Annotated in this window: 19 protein-coding genes; 15 read left to right on the top strand and 4 right to left on the bottom strand. The window is 67.9% G+C overall.

Features of this window, described 5'->3' with window-relative positions:
* The first annotated feature begins 296 nt into the window (after window positions 1-296).
* The 5 genes from ACT3UF_RS14400 (at window position 297) to ACT3UF_RS14380 (ending at window position 3,724) form a co-directional block, all read left to right on the top strand.
* On the top strand, window positions 297-1,259 hold the full coding sequence (locus ACT3UF_RS14400) for an alpha/beta fold hydrolase (protein WP_441446136.1): 963 nt from the start codon (window positions 297-299) through the stop codon (window positions 1,257-1,259).
* On the top strand, window positions 1,249-1,650 hold the full coding sequence (locus tag ACT3UF_RS14395) for an MmcQ/YjbR family DNA-binding protein (protein WP_441446135.1): 402 nt from the start codon (window positions 1,249-1,251) through the stop codon (window positions 1,648-1,650). The genes ACT3UF_RS14400 and ACT3UF_RS14395 overlap by 11 nt, the downstream gene beginning before the upstream one ends.
* 10 nt (window positions 1,651-1,660) lie before the next feature.
* Complete coding sequence (locus ACT3UF_RS14390; RefSeq protein WP_441446134.1) at window positions 1,661-2,647, top strand: endonuclease/exonuclease/phosphatase family protein; 987 nt, start codon at window positions 1,661-1,663, stop codon at window positions 2,645-2,647.
* 69 nt (window positions 2,648-2,716) lie between these two features.
* Entirely contained in the window at window positions 2,717-3,187 is a 471-nt protein-coding gene (locus ACT3UF_RS14385) for a hypothetical protein (protein WP_441446133.1), read from the top strand.
* Window positions 3,188-3,286: 99 nt separating this feature from the next.
* Window positions 3,287-3,724 (top strand): hypothetical protein, encoded by a 438-nt coding sequence (locus ACT3UF_RS14380; RefSeq protein ID WP_441446132.1) that lies wholly within the window; start codon window positions 3,287-3,289, stop codon window positions 3,722-3,724.
* Here the strand turns inward: ACT3UF_RS14380 and ACT3UF_RS14375 are convergent.
* Complete coding sequence (locus ACT3UF_RS14375; protein WP_442332777.1) at window positions 3,668-4,372, bottom strand: DNA alkylation repair protein; 705 nt, start codon at window positions 4,370-4,372, stop codon at window positions 3,668-3,670. The two genes, ACT3UF_RS14380 and ACT3UF_RS14375, sit on opposite strands and share 57 nt — an antisense overlap.
* Before the next feature lie 69 nt (window positions 4,373-4,441).
* Window positions 4,442-5,872 (bottom strand): YfcC family protein, encoded by a 1,431-nt coding sequence (locus ACT3UF_RS14370; protein ID WP_441446130.1) that lies wholly within the window; start codon window positions 5,870-5,872, stop codon window positions 4,442-4,444.
* A gap of 149 nt (window positions 5,873-6,021) precedes the next feature.
* On the opposite strand from ACT3UF_RS14370, the gene ACT3UF_RS14365 reads away from it, so the two are divergent.
* Window positions 6,022-6,378, top strand: a complete 357-nt coding sequence (locus ACT3UF_RS14365; RefSeq protein WP_441446129.1) for an HIT family protein — start codon at window positions 6,022-6,024, stop codon at window positions 6,376-6,378.
* A gap of 21 nt (window positions 6,379-6,399) precedes the next feature.
* Here ACT3UF_RS14365 and ACT3UF_RS14360 read toward each other — a convergent pair whose 3' ends face one another.
* Window positions 6,400-6,873, bottom strand: coding sequence for a GNAT family N-acetyltransferase (locus ACT3UF_RS14360; RefSeq protein ID WP_442332779.1), 474 nt, complete (start codon window positions 6,871-6,873; stop codon window positions 6,400-6,402).
* Window positions 6,874-6,961: 88 nt separating this feature from the next.
* Between ACT3UF_RS14360 and ACT3UF_RS14355 the strand changes: the two genes are divergently transcribed.
* The 7 genes from ACT3UF_RS14355 to ACT3UF_RS14325 all read left to right on the top strand — a co-directional run bounded on the left by ACT3UF_RS14355 (window position 6,962) and on the right by ACT3UF_RS14325 (window position 14,122).
* On the top strand, window positions 6,962-7,801 hold the full coding sequence (locus ACT3UF_RS14355; RefSeq protein WP_441446127.1) for a spermidine synthase: 840 nt from the start codon (window positions 6,962-6,964) through the stop codon (window positions 7,799-7,801).
* Between the two features lie 69 nt (window positions 7,802-7,870).
* On the top strand, window positions 7,871-8,521 hold the full coding sequence (locus ACT3UF_RS14350) for a DUF6318 family protein (RefSeq protein WP_444606200.1): 651 nt from the start codon (window positions 7,871-7,873) through the stop codon (window positions 8,519-8,521).
* Between the two features lie 577 nt (window positions 8,522-9,098).
* The gene (locus ACT3UF_RS14345; protein WP_444608397.1) at window positions 9,099-9,620 is read left to right on the top strand and encodes a PKD domain-containing protein; all 522 of its coding nucleotides are present in this window, start codon (window positions 9,099-9,101) and stop codon (window positions 9,618-9,620) included.
* Window positions 9,621-9,765: 145 nt separating this feature from the next.
* Window positions 9,766-10,491, top strand: a complete 726-nt coding sequence (locus ACT3UF_RS14340; RefSeq protein ID WP_444608396.1) for a GntR family transcriptional regulator — start codon at window positions 9,766-9,768, stop codon at window positions 10,489-10,491.
* Entirely contained in the window at window positions 10,488-12,005 is a 1,518-nt protein-coding gene (locus ACT3UF_RS14335; RefSeq protein WP_441446123.1) for an MmgE/PrpD family protein, read from the top strand. Before ACT3UF_RS14340 ends, ACT3UF_RS14335 begins: the two co-directional genes overlap by 4 nt.
* Window positions 12,005-12,952 carry a methylisocitrate lyase gene (prpB, locus tag ACT3UF_RS14330; RefSeq protein ID WP_442332796.1) on the top strand — a complete coding sequence of 316 codons (948 nt, stop codon included), beginning with the start codon at window positions 12,005-12,007 and terminating at the stop codon, window positions 12,950-12,952. The genes ACT3UF_RS14335 and prpB overlap by 1 nt, the downstream gene beginning before the upstream one ends.
* Window positions 12,953-12,955: 3 nt before the next feature.
* Entirely contained in the window at window positions 12,956-14,122 is a 1,167-nt protein-coding gene (locus ACT3UF_RS14325) for a bifunctional 2-methylcitrate synthase/citrate synthase (protein WP_442332795.1), read from the top strand.
* Window positions 14,123-14,257: 135 nt separating this feature from the next.
* On the opposite strand, the gene ACT3UF_RS14320 is transcribed toward ACT3UF_RS14325, so the two are convergent.
* Window positions 14,258-15,043, bottom strand: a complete 786-nt coding sequence (locus tag ACT3UF_RS14320; protein ID WP_441446058.1) for a FadR/GntR family transcriptional regulator — start codon at window positions 15,041-15,043, stop codon at window positions 14,258-14,260.
* A 188-nt stretch (window positions 15,044-15,231) separates the two neighbouring features.
* Between ACT3UF_RS14320 and ACT3UF_RS14315 the strand changes: the two genes are divergently transcribed.
* A complete protein-coding gene (locus ACT3UF_RS14315) occupies window positions 15,232-16,923 on the top strand; it encodes an L-lactate permease (protein ID WP_441446059.1) in 1,692 nt (563 codons plus the stop codon).
* Between the two features lie 53 nt (window positions 16,924-16,976).
* Complete coding sequence (locus tag ACT3UF_RS14310) at window positions 16,977-18,227, top strand: alpha-hydroxy acid oxidase (RefSeq protein ID WP_441446060.1); 1,251 nt, start codon at window positions 16,977-16,979, stop codon at window positions 18,225-18,227.
* Window positions 18,228-18,232 lie beyond the last annotated feature (5 nt).

Below are 18,232 nucleotides of genomic sequence, written 5' to 3'. Positions count from 1 at the left end.
TCAGCAACCCCGGCGGCTGGCCCGGATGGTTGCTCGGAAGCTGGTTGTCGTGGGCAGCGCAGCCTGCGGGCCCGACTTGCAAAGTCCGTCAGTCCTGACGTGTGCTCGAGCGTTAGCCAGCGGCTGAGGATTCGGAAAACTTAATGAGAATCCGAGCACGCCTCTCACTCGTCGCACCGCAGTTCACAGCACTGAGCCTCGGACAGATCGTGCGAGAACCTACAACTTTCTGCGCGCTCCTGTCGCGCTCGCAGCACGGCACAGCTCGGATCCCCCTCGACCAGTACCGTGGCGGCATGACTTCAACCGGCGTCTCCGACTACGCCGACTTCCTCCCCGCTTCCTGGCGGGATCGAGTCGAGCTGAAGCCCACGAGCACGTGGTGGAGCTGGCGCAGGCACGACGTCCATGTGCCGCGTCGCCAGAATCCCGATGCTCCCGTGCGGGTGCTGCTCATCCACGGAGCCGGGGCCCACAGCGCAGCGCTCTGGCCGATCGCCTCACTCCTGCCAGCAGATGAGGTGGAGCTGGCCGCGGTTGATCTTCCCCTCTACGGCGAGACGCGGTCCCCGGATTCGAGCGCGGTCCGCTATCAGGATTGGGTCTCCCTGCTCTGCGACGTCGTGGCCTTGGAGGATGACGGGCGGCCGCTCGTGCTGCTGGGCGCCAGCATCGGCGGCATGCTCGCCTACGAGGTCGCCGCCCGCACCGGTCGCGCTGCGGCCGTGGTCGCCACGTCCCTGCTCGACCCGCGCGACCCGCGTGCGCGGGCCGTTATCACGCGTTTCAGCCCGCTCGGCATGCTCGGCGGCCCTCTGGCACGGCTTCTCCCGGAACGCTTCGCGGGACGGCGGGTCCCGATGTCCTGGATCGCCGCTCTCTCGAAGATGAGTCGCAGCCCCGACCTGTCGCGGTTGTGCGCCTCCGACCCCCGCGGAGGAGCCGCCGAGGTCCCGCTCGGATTCCTCACCTCATACCTCACCTACCGCCACACCCCGCCGGAACGGATGACCACCCCGGTGACTCTCGCCCATCCGGCGAAGGACGCCTGGACACCGGTGGAGATCAGCACACGCTGGCTCAGCCGGATCGCCGCCCCGGCAGAACTCGTCATGCTGCGCGAATGCGGCCACTTCCCTATTGAGGACCCAGGACTGCACGATCTGGTCGGGGCTGTCAGCCGGGTGACCCGACAGGTTCAGGGCGGCAGCTACCGTGCTGCTGAGACCGAGAAGGGGGAGGAGGACCATGGACGGTGACGCCCTGCAGGAGATCGTCCATGCTCGCGCCGAGGAGCTCCCGGCTGCGGAGGCGACCCATCCCTTCGGCCCGGAATACGAAGTCTTCAAGGTCGTGGGCGGGATGTTCCTGCTGCTCACCGAGGTGCGCGGGGAGCCGATCGTGGTCCTCAAAGCGGATCCTCGGGACTCCGAGGCGCTGCGGCAGAGCCACTCGGACATCACGCCGGGCTATCACATGAACAAACGGCACTGGATCACGCTCGAGCCGGGCGGGACTCTCGACGCCGAGCTGGTCCGGGAGCTGGTCACCGAGTCGTACCTGCTCGTGGTGGAAGGCCTGCCGCGAGCCAAGCGGCCCGTGGATCCAGGGTCCTTCGGTGCGCGTCCGGGCAGCACGCCGTCCCCGTAGACTCCGCCGCATGAGGCGTGCGGGGGTATCGATCCTGGGATGGGCGCTGCTGGTGGTGGGGGTGCTCGCCTCGGCAGTGCTCCTGGTGCTGCGGCTGGTCCCCGAGCTGCACACCTGGCATCACTACGTCATCGCGATCTCGTCCTTCATCCCGCTGCTGTGGATCCCTGTGCTGGTGGGCTGCCTGGGGCTGCTGCTGGTGCTGCGCGGCCGGTGGCGGCCGCTCGGGGCCGCCGTCCTGATCGCCGCGATGGTGGTCTTCGCCTGGCCGCTGCTGCCGGAGGAGGAGCGGTCCGACATCCCTATCGCGGTCGGCAACACCCTCACGGTGCTCTCGCTGAATCTGCAGTTCGGCCAGGCGGACATCGAGGAGGTCTCCGAGCTGATCACCAGTGACGTCGACGTGCTCGCTCTGCAGGAGTACACCCCTGGGTTCGAGGAGGCGCTCGCGGCGGCGGGCCTGCTGGAGGAGTTCCCGCATCATGTCGGCACCGCCGACACCGACGCGAGCGGCACGATGCTCCTGTCCCGCACCCCGCTCGAGCTCGTCGCCCGGGCCGAGGGGACCGCCTTCGAGAACCTGATCGCGACCACCACCGTCGAGGGCACGGACTGGCATCTCGGGGTGATCCACACCGCGCCGCCGCAGATGGGCGCCGACGCCTGGGCCCGCGACGGCGCGGTGGTCAAGGACCTCGCCGAGCCGTACCTCGAGGAGAACCTGCTGCTGGTCGGCGATTTCAACGCGATCGACCAGCACCACACGATGCGGGAGCTGACCGGAGGCGGCGACCTGTACGACCTCGCGGCGAGGGGACAGGGCGAAGGACTGGGCTGGCATCCCACCTGGCCCACGGGCACGTGGGCCCCGTCGTTCGCCCGCATCGATCACGCGCTGGTCTCCAGCAGGGTGCGCGGCAGTGTGCCGCAGTTCGAGACGGTCGCCGGCAGTGATCACAAAGCACTGATCGTCGAGGTCGCTGCCAGGATCGAATAGCAGCACCGCCGCGTACGGTCAGAACAGCCGTACGTCGGCGCCCTGAGGAGACGCGCATAGGGTTCTCGAGTGGCATCTCTTCACAGCACGGACTCTCCCGACCAGACCTCCACTCCCGTCGCTCGGGACGCGCTCGCCTTCGTGCGGATCGGCGACCCCGAGGCCGTCGCCTTCTTCCGCGCGGCGGATCAGAAGGGAGCCGCTGAGGCCCTGCTGCGTTTCTCCGCAGTCCCGGCGAGCGCGCAGGACGATGAGGATCTGAAGCGCCGCGGCCTTGAATGCACGAAGGCCCTGCCCGATCAGGATGTCCCCGGGTACCGGGCGTCGGTCCAGGCTGCGACGTGGCTGCAGCACCTCTTCTTCGTGTGCGTCCTCGGTGCGGCGGGATGGATACTCGTCTCCTTCTTCACAGGGGACCCCAACCGCGACCCGTACCTCCTCCCGCCCGAGGTCATCTTCCTCCCCGACGCGGAGATCCTGCTGCTCGCCCCGATCGCCTTGATCGCCGTGTATATCCCCGCCCACCTGGCGGTGCTGTGAAGGGAGCGGACCACCACGCGAGCAGTGCTGCGATGGGCGGCGGGCGATCAGGAGAGCAGACAGCTCGGCATCCCCGCCAAGTCCCCGTTCGCAGGGATCATGACCAGCTGGGAAAGGCTGAAGGCCGGTGCTGGCGCCGTGCTCATGATGGACGGCTTCCTGACGGTCTTCCTCTACCTCGTCCGGGCGCCCGACGGGTCCTACGGCCTCTTCCTCGCACCCGTTGTGTGCGCGCTCCCGGTCCTCGCAACCTATCTGTTCTGCGGTGCCCGGTCCCGCCTCGCCCAGCGCCGCCATGTGCTGGTCGCAGACCGGCTGTTCCGGGTGCCCAGTGACGAGGTGGTCTCACTGCCGTCCTCGATGGTCGTCAAGGGCCTGGAGAACCCCACTGCGAGCGACGAGGACTCCGCATGGACAGAGGAGGACGATGAGGACATCGAGGAGTCCGTCGACGTGGACACCGAGTGGAGGACGAGCTTCTCAGCGGGCGCTGCCCCGGCGGACCATCTCGTCGATCCAGAGCGGCGCGAACGGTGAGGTGCAGTTCGGCGGGGTCGGATAGTCCTTGAGCACTTCCAGACGCTGCCCGATGTCCCGTGCCCGTGCACGCAGCTCGGGATTCGTGATCCCGATCTGCGCGAGGCATTCGTTCATCGCCCACTGAAGCCGCTCCGGCGCCGCCGCCATCTCGGCCTCGATCTGGTCGAGCAGCGCCGACTGGTCGATACCCTCAGGCTTCTTCACCACCCTGTCGCTGGTCAGCGCCCAGCCAGCGCTCGCCACCACGGGGTCGGCGTCGGCGAACCATGCCTCCCGCAACGCTTCGCAATGCGGGCTCTTCTTCACGAGGTAGCTGACGAGCCAGTCGTGGACCTTGGGGGTCCCTGCCTCCCGGAGCATCCGGTCCAGGTCCTCCCGGGTGTACTGCTTCGGGCGGGAGATGAGGAGCGCGAGCAGCTTGGGCGTGGAGTCCTCGGCCGGCGCGTCCCACAGCGCGCGGGCGAGCTCGGGCTGCGCCTTGAGCCGCTTGGCGATCGCACGGAGCTTGGTGAGGTTCACGGCGTGGTCGTCGCCGCGCCGGGCATTGACCGCGCGGATCCGCTCGTCCTCGAGCTCTGCCAGCTCGTCGCGCAGCGCGGAGACGACGGTGGTGAGGTCGGTGTTCTCCGGCATGGTGCCCGTCATGATGCGTCCTCCGTCAGTAGTGCGATCCCGACGAGCCTACGACTCGGGGACGCCCCGCCCGAGGCGGAGTCAGCTCCAGCCGGTCAGCTGCGCGAAGATCAGGAATCCGATCGAGATCAGCACCCAGATCCCCAGCAGCGGGGCGTAGAAGCGCACCCAGCGGTTCCACGGGATCCGGCCTACGGCGAGCGCGGCCATGAAGTACCCGGAGGTGGGATAGATCAGGTTCGTCATGCCGTCGCCGGTCTGGTAGGCGAGCACGGCGCTCTGCCGAGTCACGCCCAGCAGGTCCGACAGCGGCGCGAGCACAGGCAGGGTCACCAGCGCCTGGCCGGAGCCGGAGGGGACGATCAGGTTGAACACGGCCTGGACCAGGAACATCCCGACCACGAAGAGCACCGGCGGCAGGAAGCCGACGGACTCCCCCAGCCCGAACACAATGGTGTCCAGGATGTTGCCGTCCTCGAGGACGATCGCGACGCCGCGGGCGATGCCGACGATGATCGCCCCGGCGAGGACGTCTCGCAGGCCCTGGTCGAAGGCTTCGGCCATGTCCTTGGTCTTCATCCCCGCGACCAGTCCCACGACGATCGCGATCAGGATGAACATGCCCGCGAACTCAGGGAAGAACCAGCCCTGGGTGAGGATGCCCCACACCAGCAGCCCGGCGAGCAGCAGAAGGGCGATGCCCGCGGCCTTCTGCCGACCGGTGAAGGTCGGGGTCGCGGCGAGGTCGAGCTTGTCCCGTTCGCGCACGGTGGTGTCGACGTGGCCATGGAGGACGGAGCGGGTCGGATCCGCGGCGACCCGGCGGGCGTACCAGATGATGTATCCGATCGCGGTGGCGAGATAGGCGAGGTACAGCGCGATGCGCAGGCCGATGCCGGAGAAGGGTTCGAGCCCGGCGATCTGCTGGCCGAGCCCGGTGTTGATCGGGTTGAGGAACCCGGCGGCGAAGCCGGCGCCGGTGCCGAGCAGCGCGACGGCGGCGGCCACTACCCGGTCATAGCCCAGGCTCAGGATCAGCGGGAGGATCGCCGGGATATATACCAGCGACAGCTCGGGCACCCCGATGAAGCTCGCGATCAGGGAGAAGATGACCATCAGCACGGGGATGACGACGACTCCGCGGCCGGCGAAGAGGCGTGCGATGCCGGCGAGGGCGACGTCGATCAGTCCTGTGCGGCGCACCACCTCGAACATGCCGCCGATGGTGAAGACGAAGAACACGATGGCCCCGGCGTCGACGAGCCCGCGCGGGATGGCGGTGAGCAGCTCGATCGCCGTGACTGGGGACTGCTCGATGAAGGAGAAGCTGTCGGGGTCGACTACTTCACGGCCGTTCGGGCCGGGGACGCGGTCGTACATACCGGCCGGGACGATCCAGCTCAGCACCGCTGCGAGCAGCGCGAACAGGACGAGGATGACGTAGACGTGCGGGAAGCGGTCCTTCGGGGCGGTCTCGTCGGCGACGGGAGCCTCGGCGGCTGGGGTGGACATGATCCTCCGGTGGCGGTCGGTTCTCGGCACATGCTGGCTGCGCCGAAGAGTGCGGGCGGACCCTTACTCATAAGTCGCGCTACATGCTGTCACAAGCAGGCGTAGAGGAGGTAGTGCTGACGACGCAACCGGCCGAACATACTGGGCATATGGAGCCTTCGATCCCGCCACCCGCGTACACCGGCACCGATTTCTACTGCGACGTCGCAATCCCGGATCCCGCAGCGCTCGAGGTGGTCCATCTCGATGAGCGCGTACTGGCCTTCCACCACACCCGCCCCTTCTGGCAGGTGCACGTGGTGGTGGTGCCACGGCGGCACATCGCCTCGTTCACCTCGGCGGGCGCCGCAGATGAGGACGATCTGCGGGCCCTGCTCGAGGTGGTCCAGCAGGTGGCACGCCAGGTGGAACGCGACTATGGCGCCGCGGCAGTGCTCACGAACCTCGGCAGCTATCAGGATTCGAAGCACCTGCACGTCCATGTGCACTCGGGGCCGCAGCGCTGATCCGACACCGACGACACGGCATCACAGCGGGAGCTTGTATCCCACGTGGCTCGGCAGGTAGTCGAGCCGGTCGTAGAAGCGGTGCGCGTCGGTACGGGCCGCATCCGTAGTCAGCTGCGCGAGCCGTGCCCCGTTCTCACGACCCCAACGGTGGGCCCAGTCGAACAGTGCGGTGCCGAGACCGTTCCCCCGCGTCGCAGTGGCAACCCGGACCGCCTCGATCTGCAGCCGGGTGGCTCCACCGCGAGACAGGGAGGGCACCAGCGTGAGCTGCATCGTCGCGACCAGAACAGCGGCGTCATCCCTCACAGCGACCAGGAGCTGGTTCTCGTCACCGTCGATACGCGCAAAAGCCCGCTCATAGGGTGCGAGGTCTGCACCTTCCCGTTCCTGACCGAGTACGTCGTCCGCCAGGAGCGCGACCAGCTCCGGCACCTCGGATGCGGTCGCACGGGAGACGGAGAAGGAGCGGTCGCCGAGTTCGAGGGTGTGCATGTCTCCATTGTGGCGGCTGGGAGGATTGCGGCGGCTGGGAGAGCCGAGCTGGGAAGGGAGGGACCGCGGCATCGCGGACAATGGCTCCATGACCACCAGTGATTTCCTTCCCGGCGCGCAGCGCAGTGCCCAGCTGAGCTTCTCCGATCAGCCGGCATGGATCGTCAAGGACGAGGTCTCCGGCGGCTGGGCGCTGCAGATCGGCGGAGTCGAGCAGTCCCATGTCGACCTCGAGGATCCGACACACATCGTGCACGAGTACCTGCGACGCATGGCCAATGTGCTCGACGAGGCGTGGCCGCGCCGAAAGCCCCTGCGGGTCGCACATCTCGGCGGTGGAGCGCTGACGCTGGTGCGCTATGTCCAGGCCACCCGTCCCGGATCCGCTCAGCTCGTGATCGAGATCGAGCGGGAGCTGCCCACGCTCGTCACCACGGCCCTTCCACTCCCGCAGGGCACCGACCTCGAGATCGTCATCGGGGATGCCCGCGAGCAGCTCGCCGCGATGAAGGATCGGCGCTTCGATGCGATCGTGCTGGATGTGTTCTCCGGGGAGGAGTCACCGGCACATCTGGCCACGAAGGACTTCTACCTCGAGGCGCTCTCCCATCTTGAAGCGGATGGCCTGCTACTGGTCAACGTCGGTGACGACGCCGGCCAACGCTTCCTCGCCGCCCAGGTACGCGAGCTCGAGGACGCCTCCGCCGAAGCCGGCCTTTCGGGAGTGTGGACCCTGACCCACGCCTCGCTGCTGAGCACTCCCGCCGACGGGAACATGGTGCTGCTGACGGGTGGTGCGCTCGCCGCACCAGAGGTTGCCCAGTGGCGTTCGGCCTGGTTGAAGGCGGGCCCGCACCCCGCCGCAGTGCTCGATCCCGGCGAGACCATCGAGGCATTCGGGCTTCATGGTTATCCACATTCTCGGTGAAGCGATGGCGAATCTGAGCGTTCCTGGATAGCGTGACCGTGATCTGACGCACTCCCGGAAGGCACTTCCATGCCCCGTCGCCTACTCAGCGCCGCAGCCGCTGGCGCCCTCCTCCTCGGCCTCGCCTCATGCGGCGACGGCGAGGAGGGACCCGTCACCACTGCCCCGCCGAGCATCAACATCGATGCCCCGAGCGACGGAGGCGGTGACACTGAGCCGAGTGACGGAGGCGGCGCCGAGACCGACGAGCCCACCGCCGCAGCGCCCGACATCCCGCCGCCGGATCCTGCGGAGTACGCAGGGATGGATGAGCAGACGCCTGAGGGGGCGGAGCAGGCGTTCCGGTACTACATCGCCATCACATATTGGGGCCATCAGACGGGCTCCGCTGAGATCCACGAGAGCCTCTATGCCGAAGGATGTGGCACCTGTAGCGAGTTCGGCTCCAGCATCAACTCCGTTTCTAAGAATGGCGCATATTGGTCAACCTTCCAAATCTCCGATTATGGGATAAAGACATATGAAGCGGATAATTTCGACATCGAGGTCGGATATATCTACACGCTTGAGGAGCACATCGAACCAGCGCTGGATGACAAATCTCCAGTCGCAACGCCGGCAAAGGCTTACACGGCAGCCGCAGGCATGAACTGGACTGAGGGAACCTGGGTAGTTGCGGGACTGAATATCACGGAGACTGAAATTGACCTCGATAACTAAACCATCCCGTTCACCCAAGCAGACCTTACTGTCACTGCTTGCTGTATTTATTCTCTCGGCCGGGTGGGCGCCGCCCGTCTTCGCACTCGGCGAGGCGGACACGGAACCCGCCACGGGCGAGACTGCGGAAGAGGTACCGGATGACCCCGTAGGGGATGTAGATAACAATGACAAAGAAGTGGGCGTTGGCGCACGCACAATCGAGGAAGACCTCAGAGGAGGAGGTGATGACCAGCTCGTTGACGAAGAGAAGCCTCCCCCAACCCCACCCCGCTACAGCTACATCTGGGTACCCGTATCTGAGTTCTCCGGATGCGGGACTGATCTGACTTCCGGGTCCACCTGGTCCTGCACTCCACATCCAGATTCCTGCGAGGCCGGGAACGGCAGCCGTTTCGCAGGCGAAGGAGACGCCCTGCAGATCGGCGCCAACACCGGCACCGCAGAACCCGTCGAAGGCGTAACTCAGCGCGGCATCCGCGTCGACAATGAGGGTGACGAAGACGTCGACCTCGGGATCCGCTGCGCGCTGCCTGGCACCCCCGAGTTTGCGGAAGCACCACCCGTGGTGATCACCGTGACGCGAGAAGACTTCGCTCGCCTCCCGGTCAAGCCCCTCGCGGCCCACGCCGGCCCCGTCGACGGCTGGCTGCCGGTCAACATGGTCAATGTCCTGCACACGGACCCCGAGACCCAGGAACTCAGCACCGAGCTGCTGGACACCCCCGTCGCGATCCGCGCCACCCCGATCTCGTATCACTGGGACCTCGGGGACGGGAACACGATCACGACCACGAACCCCGGCAAGCCGTACCCCGCCGAAACCATCTCAGCCACTTACACCCAGGAAGGCTGGTACGACATCACCCTCACCACCACCTTCTCCGGGCAGTTCTCCGTCAACGGCGGCGAATGGCAGGACATCGACGGCACCATCGAGATCGCCTCTGACCCGGCCCCCCTCTACTCCAAATCCCTAGAATCCCGGCTCGTCAACGGTGACGTCCCTGTCGACGAGGACGAAGACCCTTGGATCCCCGAACGCAGCCCCGACACCGAAGGCCCCCAAGACCCCGACGCCAGCCACCGCACACTCTGACAGCCCGCAGACAGAGCCCGGCGCGCTCCCAGAGCGCACCGCGGACACTGCGGCACACGCCCATCGGTATACACAAGTGCGGGACACCCTCGATATCGGGCGGGATTCAGGCCGCAGGCACCTATCCCTGTATACACTCGGCCGTATGCGTGCCAGCGATCGGGCTTACCGGGCCCTCCGTGAGGAGATCATCGACGGCGCCCTCACACCAGGCACGGTCCTCGGCGAGGTCGAGCAGTCCGTACGCCTGGGCCTGTCCCGCACCCCGCTCCGCGAAGCCCTCTCGAGGCTCGTCGCCGATGGGCTGGCGGCACCAGCGACCGGGCGCGGAGTCGTCGTCGCCGCGGTCTCGCTCGCCGAAGCCCCGCAGCTGTTCGATCTGCGCATCGCCTTGGAGACCCTCACCAGCCGGCGCGCCGCAGAGCGCACCACCCACCCCGCCGACGGCCCCGCACTGCGTGAGACTTTCCGCAGCCTTGCAGGCCGCTTCGATCGAGCCACCGTGGAACTTGCCGCTGGCACCGACCCCACCGGCTACTACGCCCTGACCACCGAGCTCGACGCCGAGCTCGACAGCGCCACCGGCAACTCCTACCTGGCCGACTCCCTGCGCGGACTTCGCCTGCATCTGGGACGCCTGCGCCGCCTGGCCCGCAACTCCCCCACCCGGCTCGCCGCCTCCGCTCGGGAGCACTCCGCGATCGCTCACGCCGTCGCTGCTGGGGATCCGGAGCTCGCCGCAGCCACCACCGTCGTTCACCTCCACCACGCCCTCGCCCACCTGCAGGGCGACCACCCTGACTCTGAAGCCCCCACTGACCACAGCGACAACTCCGACCCCACCTCGACCTCCCAGGAGAGATCAGCATGAGAGACCACGCCGTCCGCGTCCACCGCTCCGACGAGAACCTGCCCCGCGAGGGCCAGCTGGCCTGGAAGATGGCCGAGGTCGCCGTCGACCCGGTCGAGGTCGACTCCGAGGTCGAGGAGATGATCATCAACCGGATCATCGACAACGCCTCGGTCGCCATCGCCTCCCTGAATCGCGCCCCGATCGTCTCTGCACGCAGCCAGGCGCTCAGCCACCCGGTCTCCACCGGCGGCAGCGGCGCGAGCGTCTTCGGCATCGCCCAGCACACCTCTCCCGAGTGGGCGGCCTGGGCGAACGGCGTGGCGGTGCGCGAGCTGGATTATCACGACACCTTCCTCGCCGCGGATTACTCCCACCCCGGGGACAACATCCCTCCGATTCTCGCCGTCGCCGAGCACACCGGCCGTTCCGGCCAGGATCTGATCCGCGGCATCGCCACCGGCTATGAGCTGCAGGTCGACCTGGTACGGGCGATCTGCCTGCATAAGCACAAGATCGACCACGTCGCCCACCTGGGCCCGTCGGCCGCCGCCGGTATCGGCACCCTGCTAGGGCTGGACACCGAGACCGTGTTCCAGGCCATCGGCCAGGCGCTGCACACCACCACCGCCACCCGTCAGTCCCGAAAGGGCGAGATCTCCACCTGGAAGGCCCACGCCCCTGCCTTCGCCGGGAAGCTGGCCGTCGAGGCGGCGGACCGGTCGATGCGCGGCCAGACCTCCCCGGTCCCGATCTACGAGGGCGAGGACGGCGTGATCGCCTGGCTGCTGGATGGCCCCGATGCCCGCTACACGGTGCCGCTGCCTGAGGCCGGTGAGGCCAAGCGGTCCATCCTGGACACCTACACCAAGGAGCACTCGGCGGAGTACCAGGCGCAGGCCTGGATCGACCTGGCCCGCCGGCTGCACCGCGAGCATCCCGAGACCACCGATCCGGGCAACGTCGCCTCGATCCTGATCCGCACCTCCCATCACACCCACTTCGTGATCGGCTCCGGCGCGAACGATCCGCAGAAGTACGATCCGACGGCCTCGCGGGAGACCCTCGACCACTCGATCCCGTACATCTTCACCGTTGCCCTGCAGGACGGCTCCTGGCATCACGTGGACTCCTACGCCCCTGAGCGGGCCGCCCGCCCCGACACCGTGGCGCTGTGGCACAAGGTCACCACCGAGGAGGATGCGGAGTGGACCCGTCGGTACCACTCCCTGGACCTCACGGAGAAGGCCTTCGGCGGCGCCGTGGTCATCACGCTCACCGACGGCACCGTGATCGAGGATCAGATCGCCGTGGCGGACGCCCACCCCCAGGGCGCCCGGCCCTTCGCCCGCGAGCAGTACATCGGCAAGTTCCGCACCCTCGCCGACGGCCTCGTCGAATCCTCGGAGATCGAACGATTCCTCGAGGCCGCGGCGAACCTCTCGCAGCTGCCCGCCGGGGAGCTGGGTCGGCTGAACATCCAGGCCGCCCCCGGCATGATCGATGCGTCGGCCGGACCGAAGGGGCTGTTCTGATGCTGTCCTCCACCAGGACTCCCGCGCAGAAGCGCCAGGAGCTGCGCGCCCTGCTGACGCCCGGCGCAGCGCAGCCTTTTCCCGGCGCGTTCACGCCGCTGTCGGCGAAGCTCATCCAGGAGAAGGGCTTCCCCGGGGTGTACATCTCCGGGGCGGTGATCGCCAACGAACTGGGGTTGCCGGACGTGGGCCTGACGACGCTGAGCGAGGTCGCTGCCCGCGGTGCGCAGATCGCCCGCTCCACTGACCTGCCCTGCCTGATCGATGCCGATACCGGCTTCGGCGAGCCGATGAACGTGGCCCGCACGATCCAGGAGCTCGAGGACGCCGGGCTCGCCGGCTGCCACATCGAGGACCAGGTCAACCCCAAGCGCTGCGGCCACCTCGACGGCAAGGCCATGGTGGACCTGGAAACCGCGACCCAGCGGATCCGCGCCGCGGCGGACGGCCGCCGGGATCCGAACTTCCTGGTCATGGCCCGCACTGATCTGCGCGCCACCGACGGGCTCGACGCCGCGATCGGCCGGATGAAGGCTCTGGTGGATGCCGGAGCCGATGCGATCTTCCCGGAAGCGCTGAAGGATCTGGGTGAGTTCGAGCAGGTCTGTGCGGCGCTGGACGTGCCGGTGCTCGCGAATATGACCGAGTTCGGGAAGTCCGGGCTGTACACCCGCGAGCAGCTCGCCGCGACCGGGGTCGCGATGGTGATCTACCCCGTCACGCTGCTGCGCGCCGCGATGGGCGCAGCCGAGCGGGTGCTGGAGACGATCCTCGCCGAAGGCACCCAGCAGTCTCGCGTTCCCGAGATGCTCACCCGTGCACGCCTGTACGAACTGGTGGACTATGAGGGCTACAACCGTTTCGACGCCTCCGTGTTCGACTTCGAGGTCCCTGCCGCCCATCGCACGTCCACCACCCCAGACACCGCCGTCGATTCCCAGGAGTGAGCCATGAGCGAGAACGACCAGACCACTGAGATCCGCAAGGGCCTGAACGGGGTCGTCGCCGATGTCTCCGGCATCTCGAAGGTCAACCCCGAGACCAACTCGCTGCTCTACCGCGGCTACCCGGTGCCGCAGCTGGCCGCGACCCAGCCCTTCGAGGCGGTCGCGCACCTGCTGTGGATCGGAGAGCTCCCCGATGCGCAGGAGCTGGCCGAGGCCACCCGCCACGAGCGCACCCACCGGGCCCTCGCCCCCGAGGTGAAGGCGGCGATGGACTCGCTGCCCACCACCTGCCATCCGATGGATGCGGTGCGCACGGCCGTCTCGGTGCTCGGCGCACTCGATCCCGCCGCGGAGGACTCCTCCCCCGGAGCCGAGTTGGAGAAGGCCAAGCGCCTGTTCGCGCAGCTGCCGGCAGTGATCGCCTACGAGCAGCGGCGTCGGCGCGCCGGTGGGCCGACGGAGCCGATCCCGCCGCGCGAGGAGCTGGACTACTCGCAGAACTTCCTGTGGATGACCTTCGGCGAGGAGGCCGCCCCCGAGGTGGTCGATGCCTTCCGCATCTCAATGGTGCTGTACGCCGAGCACTCCTTCAACGCCTCCACCTTCACCGCCCGCGTCATCACCTCGACCCTGTCGGACCTGCACTCGGCCGTGACCGGGGCGATCGGGGCGCTCAAGGGCCCACTGCATGGCGGTGCCAATGAGGCGGTGATGCACACCTTCGACGAGCTCGGCATCCGTCCTGAGGAGACCGAGGCCGAGGCCAAGGACCGCGCCAAGGCGTGGATGGAGGACGCCTTGGCGCAGAAGAAGAAGGTGATGGGCTTCGGGCACCGTGTCTACAAGCACGGCGACTCCCGGGTGCCCACGATGAAGCAGGCGATGGACTCGATGATCACCCACTTCGACCGTCCCGAGATCCTGGGTCTGTACAACGGGTTGGAGCAGGCAATGGACGAGGCCAAGGGCATCAAGCCGAACCTCGATTACCCGGCCGGCCCCACCTATCACCTGATGGGCTTCGACACGGAGCTGTTCACCCCGCTGTTCATCGCCGCGCGGGTCACGAGCTGGACCGCCCATGTGATGGAGCAGCGCGCGGCGAATGCGCTGATACGCCCGCTGTCGGTCTACGACGGCCCGGATGAACGCGAGGTGCCCGGCGCCTGAGGGCAGCGCCTCGGGGAGCTGCCCTCCCGAGCGAAGCGCCCGACGCCCCGCCCTGCCGACGCCCCGCCCTGCCGACGGGGCGTGTCCTGCCGACGGGGCGTGGGCGCGTTCGAGCCGCGGGAGCTCCTATAGATGTCAGTCGGCGGGCAGGTCCGGCAGCATGGTCGAGGCGGCGCGGATGTGCGCGGCGGTGAGCTCCGCCGCCTCCTCGGCGTGCCCGCGGGAGATCGCCTGGAAGATCGCATGATGCTGCTCGCGCAGCATCCCCGCGATGTCCTCCCACTGCGCGACCTTCGTGAACGCCTCCATGATCGGAGCCCGCAGCGACGCACGGATCGCCGCGGTCATGTCGGAGAACAGCGCATTGCCGCCGGCCTGGGCGATCGCGACGTGGAACGCGGTATCGGCGTCGTTGAAGTCCTCCCGGCTCACGCCTGGCGCATCCATCACCGCCAGCAGTCGCTCGAGCTCGGCCAGCACCTCGGCATCGGCGCGCTCGGCGGCGAGCGAGGCGCTGGCCCTTTCGAGCAGGATCCGTGTCTCGATGACCTCCTGGAGACGGAAGTTCGACAGCGCGACATGGAGGCGCAGGAACTGCTCCAGGGCGGCGCTCGGCAGTGCGGAGACGAAGGTTCCCGCCCCCCGGCCGGAGCCCACCTCGGAGCGCAGCACCCCGTAGGCCTCGAGCACCCGGATCGCCTCACGCACCCCCGCGCGGCTGACCTGCAGCCGGGAGGCGAGCTCGCGCTCGGGCGGCAGGGGGTCGCCGACGGCGAGCGCCCCGGTCATGATCTGGTCCTCGATCGCATCGATGACCAGCCGGTGCGTGCTGCTGCGCGCGACCGGCCTCCACGCGGCTCCCGCTGTCCCTGAACGGGCGCTCTGCGGTCTGACCTCATTGTCATGCGTGTTGTCGACCATTCTCACGTTCTAGCACAGCCGGCTCTCGAGGGCTACCGGGGTCTTGTCCTCCGGCGCTCGAGAGCCTAGTATCCGTCGTATGGTCAGACCACACCACGGTCTACCATTCCTTTCCTCACCGACTCACGAGGCACGACATCGACGGCGATGCTGTGCAGCACCGCGGCTGATGTGTGTCGGAGGCTCCCATGTACACCCCAGACCTCGCACCGCTCGCCGGCAGTCTGCTGCTCTCCTCGCTCGTCGCGCTCCTCCCCCTGGTCACCATCTTCGTCACCCTCGGCGTGCTGCGCTGGAAGGCCCACTGGGCAGGCCTCGCCGCACTCGGCGTCGCGATGCTGGTCGCGGCTGTCGCCTACGGCATGCCGGTGGATCTGGTCACCCTCTCCGCGACCGAGGGCCTCGCCTTCGGCCTGTTCCCGATCATGTGGATCGTCCTGAACGCGATCTGGCTCTATGAGCTGACCGTGCGCAGCGGCCGCTTCGAGGACCTGCGCCTGGTGATCGACGCGATCTCCGACGATCCGCGCGTGCAGGCGATCATCATCGCGTTCTGCTTCGGCGGTCTGCTCGAAGCGCTCGCCGGCTTCGGGGCGCCCGTCGCCATCACCGGCGTGATGCTCATGGCGATCGGTTTCACCGCGATGCGCGCAGCGACGGTGGTGCTGATCGCCAACACCGCGCCGGTCGCCTTCGGCGCGATCGCCATCCCGATCATCACCGCTGGAAACCTCACCGGGATCCCCTACGAGCACATCGGTGCCATCATCGGCCACCAGACTCCGTTCTTCGCGGCCGTCGTCCCGCTGTTCCTGGTCTTCCTGGTCGATGGGAAGCGCGGGGTGAAACAGCTATGGCCGCTCGCCCTCGTGGTCGGCCTCGTCTTCGGGATCAGCCAGTACGTCTCGTCCAACTTCATCTCGGTCGAGCTCACCGACATCATCGCCTCGCTGGCCGGTCTCGCCGCCGCCGTGATCATGCTCCAGTTCTGGAAGCCCGAGGGCGGCAGGGACGCCCTGGAGAAGATGCGCGGCGAGCGCGAGCAGGAGGACTCCGACACCGGCCCGGTGGATGCCGGCGGTGCGGGCGTTGCCCTGGCCACCACCCCGCGCACCGATGTGCGGCTCACCCCGGGGCGCGTCGTCATGGCGCTGTTCCCCTACCTCCTGGTGATCGTCATCTTCTCGGCCTCGAAGCTGGTGCCGCTTCTCAGCTCCTTCCTCGCCTCCACCGACCTGAGGATCTCCTGGCCCGGACTCGACGGCAAGGTGTTCACGGCCGACGGCGAGATCGCCGGCAGCACCGTCTACTCCTTCCAGTGGCTCTCCTCCCCGGGCACGCTGCTGCTGATCACCGGCATCATCGTCGCGATCGTCTACAAGCTCTCGCTCCGGGACGCCGCGGACGTCTACCTCAAAAACCTCGTCAAGCTCCGCTATTCGATCCTCACCGTCGCCTCGGTACTGGCCCTGGCCTACGTGATGAACCTGTCCGGGCAGACGATCACTATCGGCACCTGGATCGCCGGCACCGGTGCGGCCTTCGCCTTCCTCTCCCCGATCCTCGGCTGGCTCGGCACGGCGGTCACCGGCTCCGACACCAGTGCGAACGCCCTGTTCGCGACCCTGCAGCAGACCGCGGCCGAGAAAGCCGGACTGGATCCCGCCCTGCTGGTCGCGGCGAACACCTCCGGCGGCGTGGTCGGCAAGATGATCAGCCCCCAGAACCTCACGATCGCCGCGACCGCCGTCGGGCTGCTCGGCCAGGAATCCGCCATCTTCCGCAAGGTGATCTGGTGGAGCCTCGGCATGCTCCTGGCCCTGTGCCTGCTCGTCGGCCTCCAGTCCACCGTCCTGTCGTGGATGATCCCGACCCTCTGACCCAGCTCCGTCCTCGTTCCCACAGCAACCGTCCACCCGCAAGGAGAATTCCCATGGTCAAGCGTCAGGTCCCCCGCCCCGCAGAGCTCCTCGAGCTCATGAAGTTCAAGCAGATCGACCTCGACTCGCGCCGCCGCCGACTCAATTCGGCGCTGTCCATCGATGACCTGCGCACGATCGCGAAGCACCGCACACCCGCAGCGGCGTTCGACTACACCGACGGCGCTGCGGAACGGGAGATCTCGATGACCCGCTCCGTCGAGGCCTTCGAGGACGTCGAGTTCCATCCCTCGATCCTCCACGACGTCTCCCAGGTGGACACCACCACCCGGATTCTCGGCGGCAGCTCCGCCCAGCCCTTCGGCATCGCTCCCACGGGGTTCACCCGGCTGATGCAGACCGAGGGGGAGATCGCCGGGGCGGGCGCGGCCGGTGCCGCCGGGATCCCCTTCACCCTCTCCACGCTCGGCACCACCTCGATCGAGGACGTCAAGGCCGAGAACCCGTTGGGACGCAACTGGTTCCAGCTCTACGTGATGAAGCAGCGGGAGATCTCCTACGGTCTGGTGGAACGGGCGGCGCAGGCCGGCTACGACACGCTGTTCTTCACCGTGGACACCCCGGTGGCGGGGGCGCGCCTGCGCGATGCCCGCAACGGCTTCTCGATCCCTCCGCAGCTGAGCCTGTCCACCGTGGTCAACGCCATCCCGCGACCCTGGTGGTGGTGGGACTTCCTGACCACCGCGAAGCTCGAGTTCGCCTCCCTCAGCGCGACCGGCGGCACCGTCGGCGAGCTGCTGAACTCCGCGATGGATCCCAGCATCGACTACGAGGACCTCGCGCAGATCCGCGAGATGTGGCCCGGGAAGTTCGCCGTCAAGGGGGTCCAGACCCTCGAGGACGCGAAGAAGCTCGCCGACCTCGGGGTCGACGCGATCGTGCTGTCCAACCACGGCGGGCGCCAGCTGGACCGTGCCCCGGTGCCCTTCCATCTGCTGCCCGAGGTGGCCCGCGAGGTGGGCCACGACCTCGAGATCATCCTCGACACCGGGATCCGCAGCGGCGCCGACATCGTCGCCTCGATCGCCCTCGGCGCCGACTTCACGATGGTCGGCCGGGCCTATCTCTACGGCCTGATGGCCGGCGGCCGGGACGGGGTCGATCGGATGATCCAGATCCTCTCCGAGGAGGTGGAGCGGACGATGAAGCTGCTGCAGGTCTCGAGCCTGAGCGACCTCACCCCGAAGCACGTCACCCAGCTGAGCCGGTACACCCGGCTCGGGGAGGGCGCGCGGATCCGCTGAGTCGG

The sequence above is a fragment of the Brachybacterium sp. AOP24-D1-21 genome, assembly GCF_052378665.1.
GTDB lineage: Bacteria > Actinomycetota > Actinomycetes > Actinomycetales > Dermabacteraceae > Brachybacterium.
Note: the sequence above shows the minus strand (reverse complement) of the source record. Positions and strands in the feature narration are given on the sequence as shown.